General features: G+C 71.0%; 30 protein-coding genes and 1 pseudogene. 20 read left to right on the forward strand and 11 right to left on the reverse strand.

The genetic code is table 11. The features are described from left to right. The first annotated feature begins 81 nt into the window (after window positions 1-81). Both IE325_RS46860 and IE325_RS27070 read left to right on the forward strand, forming a co-directional pair. A complete protein-coding gene (locus tag IE325_RS46860) occupies window positions 82-747 on the forward strand; it encodes a chaplin (protein WP_190072685.1) in 666 nt (221 codons plus the stop codon). A gap of 214 nt (window positions 748-961) precedes the next feature. Then, window positions 962-1,816: a GNAT family N-acetyltransferase gene (locus IE325_RS27070; protein WP_190072686.1), complete on the forward strand. Its 855-nt coding sequence runs from the start codon at window positions 962-964 to the stop codon at window positions 1,814-1,816. Here IE325_RS27070 and IE325_RS27075 read toward each other — a convergent pair. Then, entirely contained in the window at window positions 1,813-2,298 is a 486-nt protein-coding gene (locus IE325_RS27075) for a nucleoside deaminase (protein ID WP_190072687.1), read from the reverse strand. The two genes, IE325_RS27070 and IE325_RS27075, sit on opposite strands and share 4 nt — an antisense overlap. Window positions 2,299-2,414: 116 nt before the next feature. Between IE325_RS27075 and IE325_RS27080 the strand changes: the two genes are divergently transcribed. Beyond that, the gene (locus IE325_RS27080) at window positions 2,415-3,191 is read left to right on the forward strand and encodes a GNAT family N-acetyltransferase (protein ID WP_190072688.1); all 777 of its coding nucleotides are present in this window, start codon (window positions 2,415-2,417) and stop codon (window positions 3,189-3,191) included. Window positions 3,192-3,277: 86 nt separating this feature from the next. Beyond that, on the forward strand, window positions 3,278-4,222 hold the full coding sequence (locus IE325_RS27085) for an NAD-dependent epimerase/dehydratase family protein (RefSeq protein ID WP_190072689.1): 945 nt from the start codon (window positions 3,278-3,280) through the stop codon (window positions 4,220-4,222). A gap of 28 nt (window positions 4,223-4,250) precedes the next feature. Here the strand turns inward: IE325_RS27085 and IE325_RS27090 are convergent, their stop codons facing one another. Next, window positions 4,251-4,514: a GlsB/YeaQ/YmgE family stress response membrane protein gene (locus IE325_RS27090; RefSeq protein ID WP_190072690.1), complete on the reverse strand. Its 264-nt coding sequence runs from the start codon at window positions 4,512-4,514 to the stop codon at window positions 4,251-4,253. Between the two features lie 70 nt (window positions 4,515-4,584). Then, the gene (locus tag IE325_RS27095) at window positions 4,585-5,163 is read right to left on the reverse strand and encodes an AAA family ATPase (protein WP_190072691.1); all 579 of its coding nucleotides are present in this window, start codon (window positions 5,161-5,163) and stop codon (window positions 4,585-4,587) included. Window positions 5,164-5,232: 69 nt separating this feature from the next. On the opposite strand from IE325_RS27095, the gene IE325_RS27100 reads away from it, so the two are divergent. Beyond that, window positions 5,233-5,973, forward strand: coding sequence for a phosphotransferase family protein (locus tag IE325_RS27100; RefSeq protein ID WP_190072692.1), 741 nt, complete (start codon window positions 5,233-5,235; stop codon window positions 5,971-5,973). Between the two features lie 9 nt (window positions 5,974-5,982). Here the strand turns inward: IE325_RS27100 and IE325_RS27105 are convergent, their stop codons facing one another. Further along, complete coding sequence (locus IE325_RS27105; RefSeq protein WP_190072693.1) at window positions 5,983-6,576, reverse strand: hypothetical protein; 594 nt, start codon at window positions 6,574-6,576, stop codon at window positions 5,983-5,985. A gap of 201 nt (window positions 6,577-6,777) precedes the next feature. Here IE325_RS27105 and IE325_RS27110 point away from each other — a divergent pair, with 201 nt between their 5' ends. Beyond that, on the forward strand, window positions 6,778-7,545 hold the full coding sequence (locus IE325_RS27110) for an ArsR/SmtB family transcription factor (RefSeq protein WP_190072864.1): 768 nt from the start codon (window positions 6,778-6,780) through the stop codon (window positions 7,543-7,545). 81 nt (window positions 7,546-7,626) lie between these two features. Here IE325_RS27110 and IE325_RS27115 read toward each other — a convergent pair whose 3' ends face one another. Then, window positions 7,627-8,067: an SPW repeat protein gene (locus IE325_RS27115; RefSeq protein ID WP_190072694.1), complete on the reverse strand. Its 441-nt coding sequence runs from the start codon at window positions 8,065-8,067 to the stop codon at window positions 7,627-7,629. A 236-nt stretch (window positions 8,068-8,303) separates the two neighbouring features. Between IE325_RS27115 and IE325_RS27120 the strand changes: the two genes are divergently transcribed. The 6 genes and pseudogenes from IE325_RS27120 to IE325_RS27145 all read left to right on the forward strand — a co-directional run bounded on the left by IE325_RS27120 (window position 8,304) and on the right by IE325_RS27145 (window position 12,929). Then, on the forward strand, window positions 8,304-8,657 hold the full coding sequence (locus IE325_RS27120; RefSeq protein ID WP_190072695.1) for a YciI family protein: 354 nt from the start codon (window positions 8,304-8,306) through the stop codon (window positions 8,655-8,657). 6 nt (window positions 8,658-8,663) lie between these two features. Beyond that, window positions 8,664-9,854, forward strand: coding sequence for an RNA polymerase sigma factor (locus tag IE325_RS27125; protein WP_190072696.1), 1,191 nt, complete (start codon window positions 8,664-8,666; stop codon window positions 9,852-9,854). A 121-nt stretch (window positions 9,855-9,975) separates the two neighbouring features. Beyond that, window positions 9,976-10,379 (forward strand): annotated as a pseudogene (locus IE325_RS27130) (GntR family transcriptional regulator); the annotation flags it as partial. Between the two features lie 346 nt (window positions 10,380-10,725). Continuing rightward, window positions 10,726-11,073, forward strand: a complete 348-nt coding sequence (locus IE325_RS47105) for a HEAT repeat domain-containing protein (protein WP_373315226.1) — start codon at window positions 10,726-10,728, stop codon at window positions 11,071-11,073. Window positions 11,074-11,273: 200 nt separating this feature from the next. Then, window positions 11,274-11,984, forward strand: coding sequence for a chitinase (locus tag IE325_RS27140; RefSeq protein ID WP_190072698.1), 711 nt, complete (start codon window positions 11,274-11,276; stop codon window positions 11,982-11,984). 39 nt (window positions 11,985-12,023) lie between these two features. Continuing rightward, the gene (locus tag IE325_RS27145; RefSeq protein ID WP_190072699.1) at window positions 12,024-12,929 is read left to right on the forward strand and encodes an aldo/keto reductase; all 906 of its coding nucleotides are present in this window, start codon (window positions 12,024-12,026) and stop codon (window positions 12,927-12,929) included. Window positions 12,930-12,944: 15 nt separating this feature from the next. On the opposite strand, the gene sph is transcribed toward IE325_RS27145, so the two are convergent. Then, a complete protein-coding gene (gene sph / locus IE325_RS27150; RefSeq protein ID WP_190072700.1) occupies window positions 12,945-13,934 on the reverse strand; it encodes a sphingomyelin phosphodiesterase in 990 nt (329 codons plus the stop codon). 119 nt (window positions 13,935-14,053) lie between these two features. Next, window positions 14,054-14,512: a pyridoxamine 5'-phosphate oxidase family protein gene (locus IE325_RS27155; protein WP_190072701.1), complete on the reverse strand. Its 459-nt coding sequence runs from the start codon at window positions 14,510-14,512 to the stop codon at window positions 14,054-14,056. A 135-nt stretch (window positions 14,513-14,647) separates the two neighbouring features. Here IE325_RS27155 and IE325_RS27160 point away from each other — a divergent pair, with 135 nt between their 5' ends. Together IE325_RS27160 and IE325_RS27165 are read left to right on the forward strand one after the other, a co-directional pair. Further along, window positions 14,648-15,034, forward strand: coding sequence for a VOC family protein (locus IE325_RS27160; RefSeq protein WP_190072702.1), 387 nt, complete (start codon window positions 14,648-14,650; stop codon window positions 15,032-15,034). A gap of 45 nt (window positions 15,035-15,079) precedes the next feature. Next, window positions 15,080-16,144, forward strand: coding sequence for an adenosine deaminase (locus IE325_RS27165; RefSeq protein WP_190072703.1), 1,065 nt, complete (start codon window positions 15,080-15,082; stop codon window positions 16,142-16,144). Here the strand turns inward: IE325_RS27165 and IE325_RS27170 are convergent. Together IE325_RS27170 and IE325_RS27175 are read right to left on the reverse strand one after the other, a co-directional pair. After that, complete coding sequence (locus tag IE325_RS27170; RefSeq protein ID WP_190072704.1) at window positions 16,132-16,641, reverse strand: mycothiol transferase; 510 nt, start codon at window positions 16,639-16,641, stop codon at window positions 16,132-16,134. The two genes, IE325_RS27165 and IE325_RS27170, sit on opposite strands and share 13 nt — an antisense overlap. 25 nt (window positions 16,642-16,666) lie before the next feature. Then, the gene (locus IE325_RS27175; protein ID WP_190072705.1) at window positions 16,667-17,554 is read right to left on the reverse strand and encodes a LysR family transcriptional regulator; all 888 of its coding nucleotides are present in this window, start codon (window positions 17,552-17,554) and stop codon (window positions 16,667-16,669) included. 118 nt (window positions 17,555-17,672) lie between these two features. On the opposite strand from IE325_RS27175, the gene mgrA reads away from it, so the two are divergent. After that, on the forward strand, window positions 17,673-18,668 hold the full coding sequence (gene mgrA, locus IE325_RS27180) for an L-glyceraldehyde 3-phosphate reductase (RefSeq protein WP_308437685.1): 996 nt from the start codon (window positions 17,673-17,675) through the stop codon (window positions 18,666-18,668). Here mgrA and IE325_RS27185 read toward each other — a convergent pair. Then, on the reverse strand, window positions 18,658-18,945 hold the full coding sequence (locus IE325_RS27185; protein WP_190072707.1) for a DUF1905 domain-containing protein: 288 nt from the start codon (window positions 18,943-18,945) through the stop codon (window positions 18,658-18,660). The genes mgrA and IE325_RS27185 overlap by 11 nt on opposite strands. A 322-nt stretch (window positions 18,946-19,267) precedes the next feature. Here IE325_RS27185 and IE325_RS27190 point away from each other — a divergent pair, with 322 nt between their 5' ends. From IE325_RS27190 to IE325_RS27205, 4 genes are all read left to right on the forward strand, one after another. Further along, a complete protein-coding gene (locus IE325_RS27190; RefSeq protein WP_190072708.1) occupies window positions 19,268-19,678 on the forward strand; it encodes a hypothetical protein in 411 nt (136 codons plus the stop codon). Between the two features lie 70 nt (window positions 19,679-19,748). Beyond that, complete coding sequence (locus IE325_RS27195) at window positions 19,749-22,094, forward strand: FHA domain-containing protein (protein ID WP_190072709.1); 2,346 nt, start codon at window positions 19,749-19,751, stop codon at window positions 22,092-22,094. Between the two features lie 10 nt (window positions 22,095-22,104). Continuing rightward, the gene (locus IE325_RS27200; protein WP_190072710.1) at window positions 22,105-22,650 is read left to right on the forward strand and encodes an SH3 domain-containing protein; all 546 of its coding nucleotides are present in this window, start codon (window positions 22,105-22,107) and stop codon (window positions 22,648-22,650) included. Beyond that, the gene (locus tag IE325_RS27205) at window positions 22,640-23,635 is read left to right on the forward strand and encodes a serine/threonine-protein kinase (RefSeq protein ID WP_190072711.1); all 996 of its coding nucleotides are present in this window, start codon (window positions 22,640-22,642) and stop codon (window positions 23,633-23,635) included. Before IE325_RS27200 ends, IE325_RS27205 begins: the two co-directional genes overlap by 11 nt. 365 nt (window positions 23,636-24,000) lie before the next feature. Here the strand turns inward: IE325_RS27205 and IE325_RS27210 are convergent, their stop codons facing one another. Next, window positions 24,001-25,287, reverse strand: coding sequence for a streptophobe family protein (locus IE325_RS27210; RefSeq protein ID WP_190072712.1), 1,287 nt, complete (start codon window positions 25,285-25,287; stop codon window positions 24,001-24,003). A 147-nt stretch (window positions 25,288-25,434) separates the two neighbouring features. Here IE325_RS27210 and IE325_RS27215 point away from each other — a divergent pair, with 147 nt between their 5' ends. After that, a complete protein-coding gene (locus IE325_RS27215; RefSeq protein WP_229912063.1) occupies window positions 25,435-26,583 on the forward strand; it encodes a DUF6777 domain-containing protein in 1,149 nt (382 codons plus the stop codon). Window positions 26,584-26,628: the final 45 nt, after the last annotated feature.

Below are 26,628 nucleotides of genomic sequence, written 5' to 3' on the forward strand. Positions count from 1 at the left end.
AAGCCATAACTCTCATGGTTCGTCTGCGTTTTATCCGATGCGGGCGACTGCCCGTGACCAAGTCTGGAAGGCAGGGAACCTATGAGACGGGTTACCCGAAACGGTGTGATCGCCTTCGCCGCGTCCGGGGCGATGGCTGTGACGGTGCCGGTGTCCGCCGCTTTTGCGGCAGATGCTGCCTCCGCGGCGGACGGCGCCGCGGCCGACTCTCCGGGGCTGCTGGCCGGGAACACCCTTCAGATCCCGGTGCACGTCCCGGTGAACGTGTGCGGGAACACCGTGAACGTGGTGGGGCTGCTCAACCCGGCCGTGGGAAACAAGTGCACCAATGAGGACGGTGGGGCCAAGCCGGGCACCTCGTCGCGCAGCGGTGCCTCGGCCAAGGGGAGCGGAAAGGATTCGCCGGGCGTGGGGTCCGGCAATGTCCTGGAGCTGCCCGTCCACGTCCCGGTCAACGTCAGCGGCAACAGCGTGAACGTGGTCGGCGCAGGCAACGCGGCGATCGGCAACGAGTCGGTGAACGGCCCCGGCAAGCAGCCGCCCCGCACCAGGCCCGCCCCCAAGCCCTCGGTGCCCCGGGCCCACCACCCGCGGCCGGTGCCGCCCGCCCATGTGCCGCACGGCCCCGGGTTCGCCCTCGCCCACACCGGCGCGGACCTGACCACCCCCGCCGCCGCGGGCGCCACGGCCCTCGTCCTGGGCGGGGCCGTCCTGTACCGCCGCTTCCGCCCGAAGGCGGTGCGCTGACCCGCGTCGTACGAGCGGTACGGCAGGCCCCACCGGGGAGTCGAGCGGTGGGGCCTTTGTCGTACGGCGTCGGAACATTCGTTCCGCGAGTCACCTGTGTCCCGCGGCAAAGGCTTGATCATGTCGTGACGCCCACCTTGAAGATCCGCGAGGATGCTGCGTGCGCGGTCGATCACCGCGCGTACCGACACCCTCAATGGAACGGAGCGCGTTCATGGCCTCATCGGCCCCCGAGGACCTCGTCATCACGCAGGCCGGTGTCGACGACTGGCCGGTCGTCCGTGGCTGGGCCGTCGACGAGGGCTGGAATCCGGGGCTCGCGGACAGTGCGGCCTTCTTCGCCCAGGACCCCGAGGGCTTCTTCATCGGCCGGATCGACGGCGAGCCCGTCTCGGCGATCTCCGTCGTCACCTACGGCTCCGACTACGCGTTCCTGGGCTGGTACCTGGTCCGCCCCGACCTGCGCGGCCGCGGCTTCGGCCTCACCACCTGGAAGACGGCGCTGGCGCACGCGGAGAACCGCACGGTGGGGCTCGACGGGGTCGTCGCGCAGCAGGACAACTACCGCCGCTCCGGCTTCGAGCTCGCGCACCGCACGTTTCGGTACATCGGGACCGCGCCTTCCGCTTCGGCCCCGGCGGACGTCCGCGCCCTACGCCCCGAGGACGTCGAGGACGTCATCGCCTACGACGGTGCCTGTACGCCGGCCGACCGGCCCCGCTTCCTCGCGCAGTGGCTGACCGGCCCCGGACACGAGGCCGTCGTACGCCGCGTCGGTGACCGCGTCACCGGCTACGGGGTGATCCGCCCCGGACACGACTGCCCGCGCATCGGCCCCCTCTTCGCGGACACCCCCGAGGACGCGCGGGCCGTCTTCGCCGCCCTGACCGCCGAAGTGGCCGGCCGTGAGGTCGCCATCGACGTGCCCGAGAACAACCCCGCGGGCGTCGCCCTGGCGGAGGAGGCCGGCTTCTCGCCCTCCTTCGAGACGGCCCGCATGTACACGGGCCCGGTGCGGCCGTTCGCGCGGGAGCGGGTCTTCGGCGTCACGACCTTGGAACTGGGCTAGCCGTTTCGCCGGTGGAACCGGAAGTGCAGCGCCCGGATGTCCTCGGTCAGCTCGGGCACCGGGCCCTCCACGGCCACGCCCGGTGCGACCTCCTGGACCGACAGCGTGCGCACCGGCGGGGCGGGTACGCCCAACTCGGCCAGCCAGCCGCCCAGTTGATCCGACGAGGCGACGTACACGATGCGGCCCAGGCCCACCCACGCGTGCGCGGCCGCGCACATCGGGCAGTGCTCGCCGGAGGTGTAGACGGTCGCGGCGGCCCGCTCCTCGGGTGACATATGGGCGGCGGACCAGCGTGCCAGCTCGAACTCGGGGTGCCGGGTGCGGTCGCCGGAGGCCACGCGGTTGTGGTCCTCGGCGAGCACCTCGCCGTCCGCCCCCACCAGCACCGAACCGAACGGCTCGTCCCCGGCCTCCAGCGCCTCGGCCGCGAGCGCGACACAGCGACGCAGGTGCGGCAGTTCGGTGTCCTTCACGACCATGGCGTACGGCCCTCCTCGCGGCGTGGATCTCTCAGCGCGTCCCATCTTCGCCGACTTATCACCGCCCGGGACGAAAAGGGCTTGCCGTGGCGGTGGCGCGGTGCTGGAGTGAGCGCATGGATCATGCCGGAGTGCTCGCCCTCTTCGACCGGGACATGCGGGAAGGCGCCCGGCCGGACGGCCCCGGCGCGCGGGTCGAGCGGGTGGGCGGGGTCGTCCGCCAGGTGTCGTCCGCGCAGGGCTGGAACGGCGTCGTGTGGTCCGACCTGGACGAGTCGAGCGCGGACGCGGCGATCGCCGCACAGATCGCCCACTTCTCCGGGCTCGGCCTCGCATTCGAGTGGAAGCTCTACGGCCATGACCTCCCGGTGGACCTCGGACAGCGGCTCGGGCGAGCGGGCTTCACGTCACAGCCCGAGGAGACCCTGATGATCGGGGAGGCCGCCGCCCTCGACCTGGACGCCGAGCCGCCGGACGGCATCCGCGTCCTCCCCGTGACCGACCGGGCCGGTGTCGACCTCGTCGCCGAGGTGCACGAGAAGGCCTTCGGCACCGATGGCTCCCGGCTCCGGCACCAATTGCTCGCCCAGCTCACGCCCGACGCGGACACCGTGGTCGCGGTCATCGCCCTGGCCGGGGACACCCCGGTGAGCGCGGCCCGGATGGAGCTCGTGCCGGGGACGCGGTTCGCGGGGCTGTGGGGAGGCGGGACCGTCGAGGGCTGGCGGGGCCGGGGCATCTACCGGGCACTGGTCGCCCACCGCGGCCGTGCCGCCGTGGCCCGCGGCTACCGGTATCTCCAGGTCGACGCCATGAGCACCAGCCGCCCCATCCTGGAACGGCTCGGCTTCGAACCGCTGACCACCACCACGCCTTACGTGTACACGCCGTAGGCCCTGAAACACCGAGCCGCTCGATCGCCCGGACTTCACCCCGGCCCGGATGTCACATCCGCGCCCCGCCGATTCGTCGCACATATATGACGACGAACCACAGCGAAGGCAACAGTCAGAGCCGGACAGTCCTCCTCGCGGGCGCGGGCGGTGTCCTCGGCCGGCACATCACCCGCGCCCTGACCGAGGCGGGCCACCAGGTCACCGGCCTCGGACGCGGCCCGCGCAACGACATCCAGGCCGACCTCATGGATCGCGACGCCCTGCTGCGCGCCGTCGACGGACACCGCTTCGACACGGTGATCCACGCCGCGACCGCACTGAGCAGGCCGCCCATGCGCCACCGCGACATGCATGCCACCAACGCGCTGCGCATCGCCGGCACCGCCCACCTCGTCGAGGCCGCGCGGGCCACCGGCGCCCGACGGCTGGTGGCGGAGTCGATGGTCTTCGGATACGGCTACGGCGACCACGGCGAGCGGGTGATCACCGAGGACGATCCCTTCGGCCCGCACGGCCGCTCCCGGGAGCTGGAAGGGCATATCGCCGGGATGCGCACCAAGGAGCAACTCACCTTCGGCACCCCGGGGTTGGAGGGCATCGCACTCCGCTTCGGCCTGTTCTACGGCCCCGGCGGCACCGACGGTCTGCTGCCGATGCTGCGCAAGCGGCAACTCCCCGTCCCCGCCGACCATGGCCGGGTCCTGCCCTGGATCGAGCTCACCGACGCGGCCCGGGCGGTCGTCGCCGCCGTCGAACGGGGGCGGCCCGGGCAGGCGTACAACATCGCCGACCGGACTCCGCTGGGGTTCGGGGCGTATACCCGATGCGTGGCCGAGGAGTTCGGGCTGCCGAAGCCGATGACCGTACCGCTGTGGCTGATGCGGCCCATGTCGTACGCGCACACGGTGATGTCGACGACGCTGCGTGTGTCCACGGCGAAGGCGGAGCGGGAAATCGGCTGGACGCCCGTCCACCCGGCGGCCCGCGACGGCCTCGCCGCGATGCGGGCCGCCGGGGCACTCACCTGAACGGCCCGCCGTCCTGTCGGTCGCGGCGTCAGCGGCGCGCCTTCGTCCGGTCCAGTGCGACCACGCCCACCGCGGCGAGGCCGATCTGGATGAGCCACTCGATCCAGTCGACACCGTCGGTGTCGGCCACGTCGAGGCCGGCCGCGATCGCGGAGCCGAGCAGCGCCGCCACGATGCCTACGAGGATCGTCCACAGGACGCCGATGCGCTGGCGGCCCGGGACCACGAGACGTCCGAGTACACCGATGATGATGCCGATCACTATGGCACTGATGATGCCCGAGATCTCCATTTCGCCCCTCTTCCTCCAGTCCCCGCGGTAATACGGGTTCCCTGCGGAGAGAGGGACAGTCCGTTCCGCTTCAACCGGTGCCCGACGCCTGATCGTTCGCCGCCCCGACCGCCACGTCCCCGACCCACCCGGTCGCGGCCACCACTTCCGCGGCGATGTCGATGACGGTGCGGCCATCGGTCACCACACGCAGCACGTCGGCAGGCGCGTGTTCGTCCAGCAGCCGGGCCTTGCGCGCGCTGCTCCGCACCTCGTGCTCCAGCTCGGAGCCGAGTTCACGCCCGGTGAGCCGCTGTTCGGCCGTGGCGTCGGTGGCGGTCAGCAGCACCCGGATCAGGCGTACGTCGTCCCCCATGGCCCCGCGGAAGATGGGCGCGGCCGTGTCCAGCACGCTCGCGGTGTTGGTGTAGACGAGACGCCGATGCCCGAGCTCGGCGTAGTTCCGCCACACCGCGGCCAGGTTCCGTGCCGTGATGCCGGACCGGTGCGTGTCGTCGGGCGGCGCCGGATGGACGGCGCCCATGAAGTCACCGTCGATCACCGCGTGCGCGATGCGCCCGGCCCGCAGCCGCGCCGAGACCTCCCAGCCGACCGTGGTCTTGCCGACCCCGGCCCGTCCCCCGATCAGCAGTACCTCAGGCTGGTCCATCAGGCCAGCCTGCCCGGGTGCGGGCATGCTTGGCGACAGATTTTCCCCTGCTGAGACGTGGAGGTGCGAATGGCCGAGCGGGTACTCGGTGGCGGAGCCGTGAACCAGGTCGTGCGGATCGGTACGACGGTGCGGCGTACGCCGAGCGAACGGTCCGGGTATGTACGGGAGTTGCTCGCGCTGTTCGAGTCACGCGGGTGGGAAGGGGCCCCGCGCCACATCGGGACCGACGAGCAGGGCCGGGAGGTGTTCGGCTACGTGGAGGGGCGGGCGGCCGTCACCCCTCACGAACGGGCCGCGGCATGCACGGACGCTGGACTCGTACGGGTGGCCCAACTCGTCCGCGCCGTCCACGACATGACCCACGGGACACCTCTGGCCGGCGACCGCGACGTCGTGTGCCACAACGACCTCGCCCCCAAGAACACCGTGTACACCGTGGAAGGCGCCGACTGGTGGCCGACCGCCCTGCTCGACTGGGATCTCGCCGCGCCCGGCGACCGCGTCCATGACCTCGCCCATGTGTGCTGGCAGTACCTGGACCTAGGACCGGGCATCACCGATGTGGGCGAGGCGGCCCGGCGGATCGCGCTGATCTGCGACGCCTACGGGCCGTACGGCGACGGGGAGGGGGTCGTCGACGTGATCCTTTGGTGGCAGGACCGGTGCCGTGAGGGCATCGAGGCCGGTGCCGAGCGTGGCGAGCCGGCCATGGTGCGGCTGATGGAGTGCGGAGCCGTGGACGAGGTGCGGGACGCGTATGCCTGGACGGCTCAACACCGGCGTGAGCTGGGGATGTTCCTGCACTGACGCCCCGGGTCAGGGGCGGTCCACCCAGGAGGTCAACTTGCCGTCGGGGTGGAGGGCGATGTGCAGTCCGTTGTTCTCGCCGTACGCCGCCCGGCCGTCGGCGACGAGGGTGTCCAAGTGCACGCCGTTCGCGAAGACATCGGCCTCGTAGTGGTCGTCCGTGACCCGGTAGATCTTGGCCGTCGTCGACCCGTCCGCCAGGGTCGACGTGCCGATCAGGACGCGCTCGACGACGGGTTCGGGCCCGGGCTTGGCCCCGTCGACCCAGGAGGTGACCCGTCCGCTCGGTTCGAGGGTGATGTGCAGGCCGTTGTGCTGGGCGTGCGTGGGCATGCCCTGGGTGTAGAGGGTCCCGTACTTCACGTCATCGGCCCAGATCTCCGCCTCGTAGCGGTCCTTGCCCGTCTTGTGGACCTTCGCGCGGCTGACCTTGTCCGCGAGTTGCACCGTCTTCACGTACACACGCTTCGCCTCCGTGTGACGGGTCGTGGATGTGACGTCGGCGGAGGACGGCGCGGCGAAGGCGCCGGCGGCCGAGACGGCCAGCGTGGTGGTGACACCGGCGGTGACGAGGGCGGTGCGCAGGGCGCGGGGTGCACGCATCAGTGGGTCGTTCCTTCGGTGGGGTTCGTTCGGTCGTGTTCGACGCTACGGACCGACCATCAAGGGTTCCCGTACGTCATGTAACAACCATTCGACGCATGCTTCTCATCATGGATAAACAGGCACAAAGCGTCCGGCGTTGACATGCAGGTAATTACCTGCATAACGTGGAGTGTGCGATCAGAGAGCGGCGACCCCGCGATGGACAAGGTCTTCAAGGCGCTGGCCGACGAGACGCGCAGACGGCTCCTGGACCGGCTGCACGAGGACAACGGGCAGACGCTGGGGGAGCTGTGCGCGCGTATCGACATGGCGCGTCAGTCGGTGACCCAGCATCTGGGCGTCCTGGAGGCCGCCAACCTGGTCAGCACGGTGCGGCGGGGGAGGGAGAAGCTGCACTACCTCAATCCGGTCCCGCTCCATGAGATCCAGGAGCGGTGGATCGACAAGTTCGAGCGCCCGCGCCTGCGGATGCTCGGGGCAGTGAAACGACGAGCCGAGGAAGCCATGACCGACAAGCCCACATTCGTCTACGTCACCTATATCGAGAGCACGCCCGAGAAGGTCTGGGACGCCCTCACCGACGCGGACCTGACCGCCGCCTACTGGGGCCACAGCAATGTCTCGGACTGGCGGCCCGGATCCCGCTGGGAACATGTCCGTACGGACGGCTCGGGCATCGCCGACGTGGTCGGCACCGTAGTGGAGAGCGAGCGTCCGACCCGGCTGGTCACCACCTGGGCGGCGCCGGACGAGGAGGGGCAGGAGGACAAGTACTCCAGGGTCACCTTCGACATCCAGCGGCACGCCGAGATCGTTCGGCTCACCGTGACCCACGAGGACCTGGCGGACGAGAGTGCGCGTGCCGACGTGTCGTCCGGCTGGCCCGCCGTGCTGTCCAACCTCAAGTCGCTCCTGGAGACCGGCCATGTGCTGCCCCAGGAGCCCTGGCTCATGCCGACGCGCTGACCGGGCCCGCTGAGGTGGGGGCGCGAGAAGGCCGGTCCGTGGTGTGCGGACCGGCCTCGGTGGGCTCCTCTCCGGGTGCCGTCACGACCTCGGGGCGCTCTTCGCCGCCGTGCCGGCGCACATCAGCCCCAGGATCACGGCCAGCGCGCCGATGATGATGTTGTTCACCACGACACCTGCGTCCGGGCTGTCCCCGACGACCCACGGCGCGATGATCATCCAGACGCCTATCGCGCAGAAGGCCCAGCTCAGGCCGTACATGCGTTCAGGAGCCCGGGTGAATCCGAGGGCCAGGAGGCCGATCGCGATACCCACGACCAGGTTGTGGGTCACGAGCGCCGGCTGGCTCGTCGTGTAGTGGAGTATCCAAGGGGACACGGCGCAGTACAGACCGAGCAGGAACACCGGTCCGTCCAGCAGTGTCACATCACGACCCCCGAGCATACGGGCGTAGCGGTCCCGCATTTCGGATACATCGGGGTGGCTGGTCATGTCACCTCTGGTGGGCGAGACGTTGGCCATGACTCGTCTCCTTTGACTCGCAGGCCTGACCGCGTCTGATGCGGTGTGCGGTTGGCGCCGCCTACGGTCATTCTGCGCTTATTTCTTCTTTATGTGTAGAGGTCGACGGGTTCATGACGATGTAAGGGGAGTGAGTCTCCGGAAAAACCGCGTGGGGTCGGGCCGTGGGTGTCGATACCGGCCCGTGCCGTTCGTGTAGGAGGTGAGACACCACCACGACGCCCCAGGAGGCCGTCATGAAGTACTACCTGCTCAATGTGATGCAGCCGGTCGGCGACCCGCCCGCGCCGGACGTCCTCGGCGAGATCGAGAAGAACCTCGACGCCCTCAACCGCGAGCTGCGCGCGGCGGGCGCCTGGGTGTTCGCCGGCGGGCTGCACGGCCCGGAGTCCTCCACCGTGCTGCGACCCCGCGACGGCGACGTTCTGGTCACCGACGGCCCCTACGCCGAGGGCAAGGAGATGCTCGGCGGCATCAGCCTCATCAAGGCGCCCGACCTGGACGCGGCCCTGGAATGGGGACGCAAACTGGCCCTGGCCACCACCCTGCCCATCGAGGTGCGGCCGTTCATGGGCGAAGCCGAGGACTGAGGACTGATGACGAGCCCGGACGTCGAGGCCGTCTTCCGCGCCGAGTACGGCCGTGCGGTCGCCGTCCTCGTCCGCTTCCTCGGCGACATCGACCTCGCCGAGGAAGCGGTCCAGGACGCGTTCACCATCGCCGTACGGCGCTGGCCGCAGACCGGTGTGCCGCCGAGCCCGGCCGGCTGGATCATCACGACCGCCCGCAACCGCGCCGTGGACCGGCTGCGCCGCGAGGCCGGCCGGGACGAACGCCACGCCCAGGCAGCCCTGTTGCACACCCCCGACGCACCCCGCGAGGAGGGCCCCGTGCGCGACGAACGGCTCCGGCTCGTCTTCACCTGCTGCCACCCCGCCCTCGCCGTGCAGGCAAGGGTCGCCCTCACCCTGCGCCTGCTCGGCGGGCTGACCACCGCGCAGATCGCGCGCGCCTTCCTGGTGCCCGAGCCGACGATGGCCCAGCGCCTGGTGCGGGCCAAGGCGAAGATCCGCAACGCCGGGATCCCGTACCGCGTGCCCCGGGACGCCGACCTGCCGGACCGGCTCACGGGGGTGCTGGCCGTCCTCTACCTGATCTTCAATCAGGGGTACGACGGCGAGGCGGAGCTGTGTGCGGAGGCGGTACGGCTCGGCCGGCTGCTGGGCGAACTCATGCCGGACGAGCCCGAGGTGACCGGGCTGCTCGCGCTGATGCTGCTCGTCGAGTCCCGCCGGCCGGCCCGGCAGGACGAACACGGTGTGCTTGTGCCGCTGCCGCAGCAGGACCGGGAGCTCTGGGACCGCGAACTGATCGCCGAGGGGCAGTCGCTGGTCCGCCGCTGCCTGCGCCGGAACAGGCCGGGGCCGTATCAACTCCAGGCCGCCATCCAGGCCGTGCACAGCGACGCACCCACCGCGCAGGCCACGGACTGGGGGCAGATCCGGCGGCTCTACGACCACCTCATGGCCCTCGCTCCGAGCCCGGTCGTGGCCCTCAACCGGGCGGTCGCCGTGGCCGAGACCGACGGTCCTGCCGAGGCCCTCGGCCTGGTGGACGCCCTGGACCTCGACGGCTACCACGTGCTCCACGCCGTCCGCGCCGACCTGCTGCGCCGCCTCGGCCTAGACACGGAGGCCGTGCGGGCGTACGGGAGCGCCATCGAGCTGTCGCAGAACCCGGCGGAGCGTGCGTATCTCGAGCGTCGGCGTAGCGAAGTCAGTGGGTGAACCGTGGCGCAAGTGCCTCGGCCATAGGAGAAACCGCAGGTCAGAGCCCGCTTGAAGGGCACTCAGGTGGCGCAATGACTCAGCAACACCACTGTGCGGACACCGTCGGTATGGTCACCGCATGCCGGCAGAACGAACCCGCGAGCACACCGCGCCGCTCGCCGCCGCCCGCCGTAGGCGGCTGCGCGCGGAGCAGCTCGTCGAGCGGCTGCCCGGTGTCGGCACCGTCGTTGTCGCCGAGAAGCACTCGCACGGTCTCGACCGGCTGATGGGACTCGCGGAAACCCTGCGAGAGCAGGGCCGGGTCACCAACGAGGTGCGCACCATGGGCGCCCCGTCGCCGCGCCCGCACCCGTGGCCGAGCGACTGCGGCTGCGCAGCGGCACCGAGGTGCACTACATCGAGCGGCTCCGCAAGCTGAACGGCCTGCCGCTCTCCCTCGACCTCACCTATCTGCCCCCCGACATCGGCGGCGAACTCATCGGCGCCGACCTGGAGAACCGCGCCGTCACGGCGCTCACCGAGACAGCTCCCGCCGGAGCGGGTCCCGCGCTGGCCCACGCCATGCTCGACGGCGGCGGCGACGTGTCGGCCGCTGCCGCCGCCTCGCTGCGTGAACTGGCCGAAGTCCTTCCCGCCGAGCCGGAGTTGCGGGCGCCGCTGATCTCCGCCCTGACGGCGGCCGACCCTGTGGCGCGCGCCGTGGCCCTGGACGTGCTGCGAGCCCTGCGTCTGGGTGACGCGGCCCTGTTCGCCGGTCCGCTGGCCGACCAGGACATCGAGGTGCGCCTGACCGCCGTACGCGCGTTGGTCTCGGTGGACGCGGCCGACGCCCTGGCCCGGGCGGCCGAGGACACCGCGCGCGAGGTACGTGTCGCCGTCGCGCGCGGATTCGCCGCCCTGGCGCCGCACTTCGCACAAGACCCTGGGCGTCCTCGGCTGTCCCGAGGAACTCCAGGCCACCGTGACGGCGGCGCTCGGCGACCGGGCCTGGCAGGTGCGCGCGGGAGCCGCGAAGGCGTTCGGCGGGGCGGCGCCGGAGCACGGTGTTCCGGCACTCGCCGGGCTGTTGCGCGACACCGACGCCGATGTGCGGAAGGCAGCGGTGCTCGGCCTGTTGCGGCACTCGGCGCACGTCGAAGCCCGTGCTGCACTGGCCACGGCGGTGGACGACCCCGACATCGATGTGCGTGCGTACGCGGGGCGCGCGGCACGTTGACGTCACCGGTCAGCTTTGGTCTATACCTTGTCTGGTCTACACCCTTGACTGGTACAGACCAAAGGGGTTGAGTGTGTCCCCACACCCCCCACCACGGCCGCCCCCACGCCGTGACCGACTCCGTCGGTGCGTGCGCACAAGGTGCTGATGTCCCCTGCCCTTGTCCGGGTGCGGCCGTGCTCCGCAAAGGAGTTGATGCTGTGAAGAGGCGCCGCATAGCCGCACTGGTCTCCGCGCTGGCCCTGGGTAGCGCCGCACTGGTGCTCCAGCCGGCCCCGACCGCGTCCGCCGCCGGCTTCGTCGTCAGCGAGGCCCAGTTCAACCAGATGTTCCCGAACCGGAATCCCTTCTACACGTACAGCGGCCTGACCGATGCCCTCAGCGCCTACCCGGGCTTCGCGAACACCGGCAGCGACACCGTGAAGAAGCAGGAGGCGGCGGCGTTCCTCGCCAACGTCAACCACGAGACCGGCGGCCTGGTCCACATCGTCGAGCAGAACACCGCCAACTACCCCCACTACTGCGACCGCAGCCAGCCCTACGGCTGCCCGGCGGGCCAGGACGCCTATTACGGCCGGGGTCCGATCCAGCTGTCGTGGAACTTCAACTACAAGGCGGCGGGCGACGCCCTCGGCATCGACCTGCTCAACAACCCCTGGCGGGTGCAGAACGAGTCGGCCGTCGCCTGGAAGACCGGCCTCTGGTACTGGAACACCCAGACCGGCCCCGGCACCATGACCCCCCACAACGCCATGGTGAACCAGGCCGGCTTCGGTCAGACCATCCGCTCCATCAACGGCTCCCTGGAGTGCGACGGCAAGAACCCGGCACAGGTACAGAGCCGCGTCGACGCCTACAACCGCTTCACCTCGGTCCTCGGCGTCTCGCCGGGCGGCAACCTTTACTGCTGACACACCCCGGGTGCCCACGGCTCGTGCGACACTCCGCCGATGACCTCGGAAACGATCACCGCGGACGCCGCGGGCACCTGGGAACTCGGCGACCTGCCCGTCAGTCGCGTCGGCTTCGGCGCGATGCGGCTCACGGGCAGCGCCGCCTTCCACCACGGCACGCCGAGCGACCGTCAGCGCTCGATCGCCGTACTGCGCAAAGCGATCGAGCTCGGCGTCGACCACATCGACACCGCCGCCTTCTACTTCTCCGCCACCCGCTCCGCCAACGAACTGATCAACACCGCGCTGGCCCCGTACCCCGACCGCCTGGTCATCGCCACCAAGGTCGGCCCGTACCGCGACTACCACGGTGACTGGGGCAGCTCGGCGCGCCCCGACCAACTGCGCGGCCATGTCGAGGAGAACCTGCGTCAGCTCGGCCGCGACCACCTGGACCTCGTGTATCTGCGCCGCATGCGGCAGGACTCCATCGCCGAGCACTTCGGCGCGTTGGCCGAGCTGCGGGAGGCGGGCCTGATCCGGCACCTCGGCATCTCCGCCGTACAGCCACGGCACCTCGCCGAAGCGCGGGCCATCGCGCCCGTGGTGTCCGTGCAGAACCGGTACGCGCTCGACCGGCCGGACCCCGAGGCCGACGAACTGCTGCGGCTGTGCGGCGAGCACGGCCTTGCCTTCGTGCCGTTCTACGCCGTGGCCGGAGAGGCGGCGGAGCAGGGCGCGACCGCCGCCCACGACGCCGAAGTGCTCGCCGTGGCCCGGGCGCACGACGCGAGCCCCGCCCAGGTGCGCCTCGCCTGGACCCTGCACCAAGGGCCGCACGTTCTCGCCATCCCCGGCACCGGCAACCCCGACCACCTGGCCGAGAACGTGGCCGCGGGTGCCCTGCGCCTCACGGCGGACGAGCTGGCCCGGCTCAACGCGGCGCGACAGCAAGCCGGTTGAGCCGGATCGCCTGGATCACTCAGCCCGCGTACCGGTCACCGGGTAGTGGTCCGACAGATTCGTGTACGTGTAGTCAGTCCCCCAGCTCGACACCGTCCAGGGCGCGCTCTGCTCCTTGACGACCTCGTTCTTCCAGACCGTGGGCCGGGCGTGGCCCGCGCGGTGCAGGACGTAGTCCAGGTCCTCGCGCGGGTCGTCGGGGTAGCGGTCGCGGGCGATGGAGTTGTCCTGGGTGTCGAAGGAGTACGGGTGCCCGTTGCGGGCGTCGGCCCCCACCAGTCCGGCATCCGCGAGCATCGAGGCGTACTCGGGTGTGCGGGAGTCGACGTTCAGGTCACCGGCGAGCAGCACCTGCTCGCCCGCCGGGATGTTCTTGGCGTCCAGGAACGAGTCGATCGCCTTGAACTGGCGGCTGCGCATCGCGGCCGCCTCACCGGCGTCGCAGCCCGGGTCCGTGGACTGCGCGTGCGTGCCGATGACATGCACCTTCGTGCCGTTCACGTTCAACACCACATATGCGAAGCCCTTGTTGGACCACCAGTCCGCGCCGCACGCGTCCTTGTAGACCCACTGCTCCTTGCGCAGGATCGGCCACTTGCTCAGGACCGTGACCCCGCCGTCCTCGGGCGTCGTCGCCGAGTAGGCGCCGCCGGTCGCGTCCCAGCCGCTCTTGGTGCGTCCGACCACCGGCGTCTGGTACGGGTAGCGGTCGGCGAGCGAGCTCTTCAGCGCGTCCGAGGAGGAGTTGTCGAACGCCTCCTGGAACACGACGACGTCGTTGCCGTGAGTGAAGGGCGCCTTGGCTATCTCGGCGGCGCGGTGGTCCTGGCCCCAGTTCGGGTACAGGGTCTTGCTGAAGAGGAACACGTTGTACGTCAGCACCTTGAGCGGCGGTGTCTGCTCGGCGGCCGACGCGGTGGGCGCCGTACCGGCGAGCGTGGCGGTCGCGAGCGACAGTGCGAGTACGGCCGAGCCCTGTGCACGGCGATGTGCGAAGAGCGTCACTGGATCTCCCTGTGGGTGAAGGGGGTTGAGTGGCGCCGCACATCAAACCATCAGGGATTACTCCTAGGTAACACTTGTGCGGGAATTCGATGGCGAGCGGACATACGCAGGAAACTTGTTCAGACAAGCCACATTCCGTTTCGCATCAGATGCCGCTGCGGCAGTTCGCGCACCTCGCGCCAGGCCTGCACCGCACGCGGAAGTACCCGGTAGAAGGCGTACGGCGCGGAGTCGCCGCGCGGATCCCAGCCCGTCTTCGCGTGGAACGCCTCTGCCGCCGAGTCCGGCACCTCGTCGCGGTCGTAGCTCTCCACGTCGCCGTCGATGAGGACCACGTCCTGAGTGTCACCGAACGCCAGCCGGGTCCGGCGGCCGGTGTGGAGGTTGCGGCCCGTGGGGTTGCCGGGCCGCGTCGCCATCCAGAGCGCCTCGCCGTCCCACACGAACCACAGCGCGACCAGACACGGCACACCTTCGGGGTCCGCCGAGGCCACCCAGATGTCCGACTCCCGTTCCAGCCGGTCCAGCACATCCTGCTTGCGGCGTTCGGGGCTGCGTGGCGCTTCCATGATCGTCATGGCTGGGAACGCTAGTGGCCTGCCGCCTCTCGCGCCTCGGGCGGTAGGCGTAGGACCACGGTCCCGGTCGTGACTGGCGCCGACGTAGTTTTACGTATAACCTCTCCCGTCAACCGACTGCCCCGGAAGGCCCCGATGCGACACATCGCCCTGGTCACCCTTGTCGTCGACGACTACGACGAGGCGATCCGCTTCTACACCGAAGCCCTCGGCTTCCGGCTGGTCGAGGACGCCCCGCGACCGGACGGTTCCCGCTGGGTCGTGGTGCGGCCGGGCGACCAGGGCACCGGGCTGGTGCTGGCCCGTGCCAAGGGCGACGAGCAGGGCGCCCGGGTCGGTGACCAGACGGGCGGGCGCGTCGGGTTCTTCCTGCACACCGACGACTTCGCCCGCGATCACGCCCGGATGCTCGCCGCCGGCGTGACCTTCCTGGAGGAGCCCCGACATGAGCCGTACGGCTCGGTCGCCGTCTTCCAGGATCTGTACGGCAACCGCTGGGACCTGCTCCAGCCCGCCGGCTGACCCCTTCTCCCTTTTGAACAGCCTCGACCGAGAAAAGACCGCACCATGACCGCTACGCGCGTAGACGCCGATGTGATCCGCCGCCTCCCCAAGGCCGTCCTGCATGACCACCTCGACGGCGGCCTGCGCCCCGCCACCGTCGTGGAGCTGGCGGCCGAGGTCGGCCACACCCTGCCGACCACCGACCCCGACGAGCTCGCCGCCTGGTACTTCGAGGCCGCGAACTCCGGCGACCTGGTCCGCTACATCGCCACCTTCGAGCACACCCTCGCCGTGATGCAGACCCGCGAGGGCCTGCTGCGGACCGCCGAGGAGTACGTCCTCGACCTGGCCGCCGACGGTGTCGTCTACGGCGAGGTGCGCTATGCCCCTGAGCTGAACACCAACGGCGAGCTGAGCCTCGCCGAGGTCGTCGAGACCGTCCAGGAGGGGCTCGCGGCCGGTATGGCGAAGGCCGCTGCCGCAGGGACTCCGGTGCGGGTCGGCACCCTGCTGTGCGGGATGCGGATGTTCGACCGGGTGCGTGAGGCCGCCGACCTGGCCGTCGCCTTCCGGGACGCCGGTGTCGTCGGCTTCGACATCGCCGGCGCCGAGGCCGGTTTCCCGGCCGCCGACCACCTGGACGCCTTCGAGCACCTGCGTCGCGAGAGCGTGCCGTTCACCATCCATGCCGGTGAGGCCGACGGCCTGTCCAGCATCCACCAGGCCCTGCAGATCTGCGGCGCCCAGCGCATCGGCCACGGCGTCCGCATCACGGACGACATCGTGGACGGCAAGCTCGGCCGACTGGCCGGCTGGGTCCGCGACCGCCGTATCGCGCTGGAGATGTGCCCGACGTCCAACCTCCAGACCGGCGCCGCCACCTCCATAGCCGAGCACCCCATCACCGCCCTGAAGGACCTCGGCTTCCGGATCACCCTCAACACCGACAACCGTCTGGTGTCGGGGACGACGATGACCCGGGAGATGTCGCTGCTGGTCGAGGACGCCGGCTGGACCGTCGAGGACCTGCGCACCGTCACGGTGAACGCCCTCAAGAGCGCGTTCATCCCGTTCGACGAGCGCAAGGCCCTCATCGAGGACGTCGTCCTCCCGGGTTACGCGCTCTGAAGCAGCCCGCGGACGTAGGCGGCCTGTCCGACGTGCTGTAGATCGTCGGACAGGACGCTGACCAGCCTTACGCCCAGGGTGACCGGGGGATCCCAGCGGTCGTCCACGATCCGTTCGAGATCCTTGGCGGCGACCTCACGCAACTGGCCGAGGCTCTGCTCGTGCACCGCGTCGTAGTAGCCGGTCAGCAGGTCACCGGAGTCGACCCGGACCTTGGCGACCTTCACCGGGCTGTGGCCGTAGCCGGTGTCGTGGCGGGGCAGGTCGAGGCCGAAGGTCTTCTGCCAGTCCTGCGTGAGCCACACCTGGTCGAGGCCGAAGGCGTCGGCGATGTGGTCGTCCTGGACCCGGGTGAGATGCCAGATCAGCCAGGCGACGGAGTTGGCGTCGGGGGAGGGGCGGGCGCTGAGCTCGTCGGGGCCGAGGCCCTCGACGGCGGCGTGGACTTCTTCCTGGATGCGGTTGTACCCGTCGATGAGGATGTCCTTCGCATGCATGGCTCCACCATCGCGCAACCGGCTCTCAGGCGCCTTCCGTTTCCAGCAGCGCCATCAGCGCCCGGGCCGCCGGGCTCGTGGCCTGAGCTGGTGGCAGCAGGGCGACCGTCTCGTAGACCGTGTCGCCGGTGCCCTTCACCGGCAGGGCGGTCAGGGCCGGCCGCTTGTGCCGGAAGTGGCGCGGCACCACGGCGATGCCGAGATCCTCGTCCACCAGGTCGAGGAGGCTGTGCACGTCGTTGACCTCCAGGGACACGGTCCGCCGTACGCCCGCCGCGGCGAAGACGGCGTCGGTGGCGCGGCGCGGCCCCCAGTCCGGGTGGAAGTCGACGAACACCTCCCCGCCCAGTTCCTCCGGGGTGACCGGGGCGCCTGCCGTCGCGAGCCGGTGGCTCGGATGGCACAGGACGGTCATCGGCTCGCTGGTCAGCGGTACGACCCGGAGCTGGTCGGTGTCCTCCTGCGCGGTCCGTACGGCGAACGCCAGATCCAGGCGCCCGGCCGCGACCTCCTCCGCCAGCGCGCCCGAACCGGCCTGCCGCAGACAGATCTCCACGTCCGGATGCTCCCGCCGGAACGCCGCCAGCAGCCCCGCCACATGCACCCCGGCGATGCACTGCTCCGACCCGAGGGCCAGCATCCCGCGCAGCACGCCCTGCACCGCCGCCACCGCCTCATGGGCGGCCCGCACCTGCGCCAGGATCCGCTCCGCCTCGCACAGCAGGGCACGGCCCGCCGGAGTCAGGGTCACCCTGCGGGTCGTCCGCACGAACAGCGGGGTCTGCAACTCTCGCTCCAGCGCCCGGATCGAGGCCGACAGGCCCGACTGGGACACGAGCAGGCGCTCGGCCGCGCGGGTGAAGTGCTGGTCCTCGGCGACCGCGACGAAATGCTGGAGATGGCGCAGTTCCATGATTGAGCAGCCTAGCCGCTGAATCCCATCTGATTTACCTGTTGGACCACTGCCCGCAGGTCGCGACAGCATGGGCGGTGACTGGAATCCCGGCTGTGCCAACCCCTCTGGAGTCGCGTTGTACACCGCACACCCCGACCGCTACGCGGACATGCCCTACCGCCGCACCGGACGCAGCGGCCTCAAGCTCCCCGCGCTGTCCCTCGGCCTGTGGCACAACTTCGGCCCGGCGGACCGCTCCGTCGAGCACCAGCGGGCCATCCTGCGCCGCGCCTTCGACCTCGGCGTCACCCACTTCGACCTGGCCAACAACTACGGCCCGCCGCCCGGCGCCGCCGAATCGGCGTTCGGCGAGGCCCTCAAGGCGGACTTCGCGCCGTACCGCGACGAGATGATCATCTCCACCAAGGCCGGCTATCTGATGTGGCCCGGCCCGTACGGCGAGTGGGGCTCGCGCAAGTACGTACTGTCCTCGCTCGACCAGAGCCTGAAGCGGATGGGCCTGGACTACGTCGACATCTTCTACTCGCACCGCCCCGACCCGGAGACTCCGCTGGAGGAGACGATGGGCGCCCTGCACTCGGCGGTGCAGCAGGGCAAGGCGCTCTATGTCGGCGTCTCCAACTACTCGCCCGAGCAGACCCGCGAGGCCGCCCGCATCCTGCGCGAGCTGGGCACCCCGCTGCTCATCCACCAGCCCGCCTACTCGATGCTGAACCGGCGCCCCGAGGAGGAGGGTCTCCTCGACGCCCTGGACGAGCTCCAGGTCGGCTCGATCGTCTTCTCCCCGCTGGCGCAGGGCCAGCTGACCTCCCGCTATCTCGACGGCATCCCGCAGGACTCGCGGGCCGCGAGCGGCAGCCCCTTCCTGAACGCCGACGCGATCACCGACGAGCTCCTTGCCAAGCTGCGCGCCCTCAACGACATCGCCGAATCCCGCGGCCAGACCCTGGCCCAGCTGGCCCTGGCCTGGGTGCTGCGCGGCGGCCGGGTGACCTCCGCGCTGGTCGGCGCGAGCAGCGCGCAGCAGATCGAGGACAGCGTCGCCGCGACGCGCAACCTGGACTTCGACGCGGAGGAACTGGCCCGGATCGACGCCATCCTCAAGGGTTGAGCCGCTCCGTGAGGTGAACGGTCACGGAGTCGCCCTCCTGCTTCCCGATGGCCTTGCGGATGTCGGCCTTGACGGGAAGCTTGTGGGTGCCGTCGCCGAGGGCCATGAACGAACTCTGGAACGGATGTCCGTCGACCGTCCCGCGGATCTTGACCAGTCCACGGGTACCGAAGTAGTCGACGGACTCCGGCCATACGACGTAGGTCCAGCCGCCCGTGCTCGGGCTCTTGCGCAGGACGGCGGTGAACTCCGCGTCCACATGGGCGCTCGTGGTCATGATCGTCTCCGTTTCGCAGCGGTCTCTCCCGGCTTCACAGGTTCAGACCGCTGCGGGGCGTGGAACTCATCGCTCACGCTCGCCTGCGACTTTTCCCCGGTATTTCCTTGGTTTGACGTGTACCCGCCGGGTTTCGGCCAGCAGCGGGTGTGAATATGCCAGGAGAGTGGCCGGAAATCCGTGGTGACAGTGTTTCAGTAGTGAACATACTCAACTGCGTGGGCGCATCACATGGGGCGACGGCGCCCTTACGCACCGCTCATGAGCCGCACGGAAAGCGAGGTCCGCCGACAGGCGAACACGGCACCACGGGGGAGGCTGCGTGCACGACGAGTTCCTTTGCCATGTCACCGCTTACGGCGTCTGCGGCGGACGGCGTATCGGGGTACCCCTGGGAACCTACCGGGCACCCACCCTGGCCCTCGCGCTGTGGTGGTTACGGGACCGGGCGTCCTGGATGGCCGAGCGATTAGACCCGCGACCGGAGGCCGAGCACTTCCCGCCGAGCGCGCTCGTCCCGGTCGCCGACACCGTCCCCGACGTCCCCGCCGTCCTGCGCTCCTGGTGCGGCGACGTCGACCAACAGGAGCTGGTCGCCGATGAGTTGGCGGCCGGGCACCTGGTCCGGATCGCCGTGAGCGACGAGACCACCGAGTACGAGCTGCTCGCCGAGTCGGTGGACGCCCTGCGGATGCAGCGGACCATCCCCGGGCTGGTCGTACCGGTCGCCTGACCCCGGCGCCGAGCGACCTACGGCCCGCCCCCAAGCGGCGCATATGTACACAGATCGATAGAATTTCGGCATGGCGGAGCGTTCTGTCGCACCGACTGCACCCGTCCTGGTCATGGAGACCTCGGCGGGCTCGACCGTGATGACCCCGGGCCGTGACTACCACGTCGGCCGCGACCCGCTCAGCGACATCGTCATCGACGACGCCCGAGTCTCCTGGCATCACGCGGTGCTCCACCCCGTCGCCGACCACTGGACCCTGGCGGACGAGCACAGCACGAACGGCACCTACACCGACGGCCATCGCATCCACGAGTGGGACGTCGGCCCCGGCACCGTGATCCGCTTCGGCAACCCCTCCGACGGCCCCCGCGCGATCCTCCTGGACCGCCGCGCCCCGGCCCCGGCGCCGGAACGCCCCTCGTCGGTCTCCATGCCCGGCCGCACCGGCACCTTCCGGCAGCCCACCAACGTCCGCGCGCTGACCACCCGCACCGTGCGCATCGGCCGCGCCGCCGACAACGACCTGGTCATCGACGACCTGATCGTCTCCCGCCACCACGCCGAGCTGCACGCCCTGCCCGACGGCACCTACGAGATCGCCGACCTCGGCAGCCACAACGGCACCTATCTCAACGGCGGCCCGGTCACCACCGCACCGATCGGCCCCGGCGACATCGTCGGCATCGGCCACTCCGCGTTCTGCCTGGTCGGGGACCAGCTCCAGGAGTACGTCGACACCGGCGAGATCTCCCTGGAGGTGCAGGACCTCGCCGTCACCGTCGACCACGGCGCCAAGACCCTCCTCGACCATGTGTCCTTCCCGGTGGGGGAGAAGTGCCTGCTCGCCGTCGTCGGCCCGAGCGGCGCCGGCAAGTCCACCCTCCTCAACGCCCTCACCGGCCAGCGCCCCGCCGACCACGGCACCGTGCTCTACGACGGCCGCGACCTCTACCGCGACTACGCCGAGCTGCGCCAGCGCATCGGCCTCGTCCCGCAGGACGACATCCTGCACGCCCAACTCACCGTCCGCAGCGCCCTGTCCTACGCCGCCGAGCTGCGCTTCCCCCAGGACACCGCCAAGGCCGAGCGCCTGGCCCGGGTCGACGAGGTCATCCGCGAGCTGGGCCTTCAGCAACGCGCCGAACAGCCCGTGCACAGCCTGTCGGGCGGGCAGCGCAAGCGGGTCAGCGTCGCCCTGGAGCTGCTGACCAAGCCGTCGCTGCTGTTCCTCGACGAGCCGACCTCCGGCCTCGACCCCGGCATGGACCGCTCGGTGATGCACATGCTGCGCGGCCTCGCCGACGACGGCCGCACCGTCATCGTCGTCACCCACAGCGTGCTCAGCCTCGACATCTGCGACCGCCTACTCGTCCTCGCCCCCGGCGGCCGTATCGCCTACTACGGACCGCCCGAGGAGGCCCTGACCTACTTCGGCTTCGAGAACTGGCCCGAGGCGTTCGAGGCATTCGAACGCGACCAGGACCGGGACTGGGCGACCCACTACCGGACCTCGCTCTTCCAGCAGCAGTACGTCGCCGACGCGACCGCCCAGCCGCGCAGACCCGACTCCGCGCCCGTCGCCATCAGCCGCCCGCCCCGGCCCCGCACCCGCGGCGCCCAGCTGAACACCCTGATCCGCCGCTACATCGCGGCGCTCAGCGCCGACCGCACCTTCATCGTCATCATGATCGCCCTGCCGTTCGTGATGGGGGCGATGACCCGCGCCCTGTCCGGCGGCAGTCTGACCCAGGACAAGGCGACGGCCGCGCTGCTCATCCTGTGCGTCGGCGGAGTCCTCACGGGCGCGGCGAACGCCGTACGCGAACTCGTCAAGGAACGGGTCATCTACCAGCGCGAACGCGCCGTAGGCCTGTCCAGATCGGCGTACGTGCTGTCCAAGGTGGTGGTCCTCGGGACGATCACCGTGCTCCAGGCGATCGTGCTGACCCTGGTGGCGCTGCTCGGCGTCGACCTCAAGGCCCCCGGCGGCGAAGGTGTGCTGATGCCGCCCCTGGTCGAGATCACCATCGCCGTCGCGCTGCTCGCCTTCACGGCGATGATGCTCGGGCTGGTCATCTCCGCGCTGGTCAGCAAGGAAGAGGTGACCATGCCGCTGCTGGTGCTGGTCGCCATCGTCCAGGTGGTCTTCTGCGGCGCCCTGCTCAAGCTCGACGGCGTCGTCGTGCTGGAGCAGCTGTCCTGGCTGGTGCCCTCGCGCTGGGCGTTCGCCGCGATGGCCGGCACCGTCGAACTGTCCCGGATCGCGCCCGGCGACCTGACCGCCGATCCGCTGTTCGAGCACTCGGCCGGGGTGTGGCTGTTGAACCTGGCCGTACTGGTCGTGCTCTCGGTGATCTTCGGCTTCCTCGTCTCCTGGCTGCTGCGCCGCCGCGAACCCGTAGTGATGCGGAAGTAGGCGCAAGGCGATGGCCACCCCCGGCTTCCGGCCCACGCATGTCGTCCCCGGGGACGGCATGCCCGCCTGGCAGGCCCCCGACCCCGCCCGGCCCACCGTGCCCCTGGACGCGTTCCTGCCGGTCCAGCTCGTCGAACGCCGCGGCGACTGGGGGCGCGTCCTGTGCGCCAACGGCTGGTCCGCCTGGGTCGACGGCCGCTTCCTGGTCGCCGTACCGCAGGACCCGCCCACCACCGACGCCGGCCCGCTCGCCCGCACCGCCGACCCCCGCCCGCTCCTCGCCCGCGCCGAGCGGGCCCTGTCCGACTACCGGGCCTCGGTCGAGGACTTCGCGGCCGGCGGCCTCGGCGGCGAGGCCTTCCGCGCTCGCACCCGGGGACTGCGGCTCGGGGTGGTCGTCGACGGCGAGTCCGTGTGGCTGTACGACGCCGACCACGGGCGGTGGGTGTACGCCGACGGAACACGGCTGAGCACCTACGCCACGGACGACGGGCCCCACGCCGAAGCGGAGCCCCGGCACACCTCGACCCGGGTCGTGACCCCCGATGGCCCGTGACACCAGCCTGTTCTCGGGCCGGCCCTCCGAGCTGATCGGCCGCCAGGTCGCCGACTACCGCATCGAGAGCGAGATCGGCCGGGGCGGGATGGCCGTGGTCTACCGGGCCCGGGATCTGCGCCTGGACCGAACCGTCGCGCTGAAGCTCCTCGCGCCCGAGCTCGCCCGCAACGACACCTTCCGTCGGCGCTTCACCCATGAGTCCCGCACCGCCGCAGCGATCGACCACCCGCACATCGTGCCGGTCTTCGAGGCGGGCGAGACGGACGGCGTGCTGTACATCGCCATGCGCTACGTCGCCGGACGTGACCTGCGTTCCCTCCTCGACCGACAGGGCCCCCTGCCGCCGGGGACCGCGCTGCGCATCGCCGCCCAGGTCGCCTCCGCCCTCGACGCGGCCCATGAGCACGGCCTGGTCCACCGGGACGTGAAACCCGGCAACATCCTCGTGGCGCGCGGCACCGACAGCGACCACCCCGAGCACGTCTATCTCACCGACTTCGGCCTGACGAAGAAGTCGCTGTCCTTGACCGGGTTCACCACCGTCGGCCAGTTCGTCGGCACCCTCGACTACGTCTCGCCCGAGCAGATCTCCGGCAAGCCGGTCGACGCCCGGTGCGATGTCTACGGGTTCGCCTGCGTGGTCTACGAGTGCCTGGCGGGCCACCCTCCGTTCCGCCGCGACGATGACATGGCCCTGCTGTGGGCCCACCAGTTCGACGAGCCACCGCCACTGACCGAGGCCCGTCCCGACCTCGCCCCGCCGGTCGACGCCGTATTCGCCCAGGCGCTGGCCAAGAGCCCCGACCACCGCCAGGACTCCTGCCTCGCCTTCGTCGCCGACCTGCGCGCCGCGATGGCCGGCGGCGCGACGAGCGGGCACGCGCCGACGGAGGTCGATCACAGGGTTATGGAACCGGGGACGAAGCCGGGTGAGGACGGGCCGAAGCCACCGCCGGGATGGGCCGCGCCGGTGTTTCCGTAGGGGGCAGGTCTTGGGGTGGGAGGCGCGGGGGCCTGTCATGGCCTCGGCGCGATGCTGGCGCGGCTGTGCCCGCGCCCGTCGGTCGATCACAGGGTTGTAGAACCGGCGAAGAAGCCGGGCGAGGACGGGCCGAAGCCACCTCCGAGTTGGGCCGCGCCGGTGTTTCCGTAGGGTCTTGGAGGTGCCAGGGGGCAGGTCTTGGCCTCGGCTCGATGCCGGTGCGGCTGTGCCCTTAGCCCGTCCCGGAGCAGGTCCGGGGCATGACGCGCTCAGCGGCGGGCCCCTGCCAAGGCCACGCCCCGATGCCGCACGAGCCGCGCCCGCATCCCGCCACTGAACAGGCCCCACGCACATGACACGACCCCTCAGCCCCCCGCCCCCGCCACGACCTCGCCCCGATGCCGCACCCGTCGCGCCAGCAGCCCGCCGAGGAACCCGGTGACCAGGCCCCACAGCAGCGCGAGCCCCATGGCCGACCACACCTCGGGTCTCAGGAAGAGCTCGCCGCCCAGATCACCGCCCAGGTCGCCGATGCCCAGGACCGACAGGCCGTAGTGCGCGGAGATCCGGCCGACGAGGCAGATCATCAGCACCGTCAGCGCCAGCGCCACCGCCATGTGCACGCCGTGCTGCCAGGCGCGCATCCGGGCCGGTGAACGCCTCGCCATGACGAACGCGGCGGCCAGCAGCGCGGCCGCGTCCACGGCCACCAGCCACCACACCCGCCCGTCGTGCTCGGCGAGCGTGCCCAGATTGAGCTCGGCGGTCTGCTTGCCGCGCAGCACCTCGTCCAGCACATGCGGCATCGGCAGCCCGAACGGCCCGTCCACCCGGCCGTTCCAGGTCGCGCCCAGCCCGATCGTCAGGGCCAGCCACACCAGGTTCGGCAGCCCGAGCAGGATCACCGCGAAGGTCTCCGCCACATGACCGCGGGTCGCCGCGACGACCAGGCCGATGACCACACCCAGCCCGACATACCCGAGCAGCAGCGCCACCATCGCGTACGCCGCCGGCCGCACCGACTCCTGGAAGCGCAGCAGCCGCCCCGGCAGCGGGGCCCCGCGCGAGACCAGCAGGGCCAGCACCAGCACACCGGCCAGCCACAGCAGGCCGAAGAACACGCTCGCCACCACGTCCGTGGCGAATCCGACCTCGGGCGAGATGTCCAGCAGATCGCCGAGGTCACCGAGCTCGTCCTGCCCGAGGTCACTGAGCGAGAGGGAGAAGTTCTGGCGGGCGGAGAAGGCCAGCCCCAGCAGTCCGGCCAGCCACAGCACGGCGATCCTCACGGCCCACCCCGCCAGCTCCCCGGCGCCCGCGACCGCCCGGTGCCGCAGCGGCCACAGGAAACCGGCCGCCAGCACCAGCGCACCGGTGAGCGTGACCGACAGCGGGATCACCGTCAGACCGACATCGGACTCGGCCAGATCCCCGGCGCTCCCCGACAGCTCGACCGTGCCGCCGACCGCCGTGATCACGGTCGCCGCGACGACCCGGGGGAAGGCGCCGTCCGGGAGATCGCCCGCGCCGGCCGCCCACAGCCCGAGCGCGGCGACCACCCCCATCGCGGCCAGCCCGGCCAGCACCGTGGCGAGGGCCTGCACCCAGCCATGGGCGGCCACAGCCGGACGGGAGGGGGTCGGCACACTCACCCTGCCCACGCTAAGCAGCACTTCAGCGGCGCGCTCGCCGGGAGGTCCGTCCGCGTCGGCTTGCGGGCGGCGAGGGCTCGGAACACAGAATGGGAGCGTTGCGAAATGCCGCGAACGGTGCGAAAGCCGCGCCGGGAAGAAGGCCTCGTGAGCGTCGAACCTCCGTCGTCGGGCCGCCCCACAGGACCGCCCTCCGGCCCCCTGTCGGGCCCCTCCGAACCGCCGTCCGGCCCGCCCCCGTCACCCCCGACCGGCGGCGGCCCGGCGAGTCCAGGCCCCGAACCCGGGCGGCCCTGGTGGCGGTCCGCACCCAGGATCGCGGTGCTCACCACCGCGGTCGTGGCCGCCGTGGTCCTCGCCGTCGTCTTCTCCCGCGGCGGCGGTGGTGGCGGAGGCGGCGGTCAGAGCGGGGAACTCTTCCTCCAGGCGGCGGACAAGTCGGGCCCCGACCCGTTCACCGAATCCACCGCGACGGACACTTCCGCCGCGCCCGCCACCCCGTCCTCCCCCACCGGGACGGCGACGTCGAACGTGGTGCGCGGCGTGGACGGCGGCTCGCCCGGCCTCTACGGCGGCAGCCGCAAGGTCGCCGCCTGCGACGTCGAGAAGCAGATCAAGTACCTCCAGGCGGCCCCGGACAAGAACGACGCGTTCGCCTCCGTGGCCCGGGTCGAGCCCTCCGGCGTCCCCGCCTACCTGCGCTCCCTCACCCCCGTCCAGCTGCGTCTGGACACCCGCGTCACCAACCACGGCTACGTCGACGGCGCCGCCACCAGCTACCAGGCCGTCCTCCAGACGGGCACCGCCGTCCTCGTCGACGACCGCGGGGAGCCCCGGGTGCGATGCGCCTGCGGCAACCCGCTGACCCGGCCGATCGCCCAGCAGGGCACGATCAAGCACACCGGCGACTCCTGGCCGTCGTTCCGCGCTTCCGATGTCGTGGTGATCGCGCCCTCGACGACCGTCGTCGACGTCTTCGTCATCTACGACGCCGACGGCGACGAGTGGGTCGCCCGCCACCGCGGCGACGACGGCGACAAGGACCGCAGGACCCGCCCGCCGGCCCGGCCCTCCCCGTCGGTCAGCATGTCCACGCCGACGTCACCGACCTCCCCGACGAGCCCGCCCACGTCGACACCGGAGACCTCCGAGCCGGAGACATCCACGCCGAGCACACCGTCGGAACCCCCGACGAGCGAGCCCGAGTCGCCCGATACCTCCAGCGCGCTCTCCCCGCCGGAGGAGGAGACGACCACCACGTCACAGTCGGCCCCGTCGCTCTCGCCGTCGCTGTGACGTACGGCGCCACCTGCACGGTGACTGCGCGGCTCCGCTCTGGGT

This window comes from Streptomyces lanatus, assembly GCF_014655715.1.
GTDB classification, from domain to species: domain Bacteria; phylum Actinomycetota; class Actinomycetes; order Streptomycetales; family Streptomycetaceae; genus Streptomyces; species Streptomyces lanatus.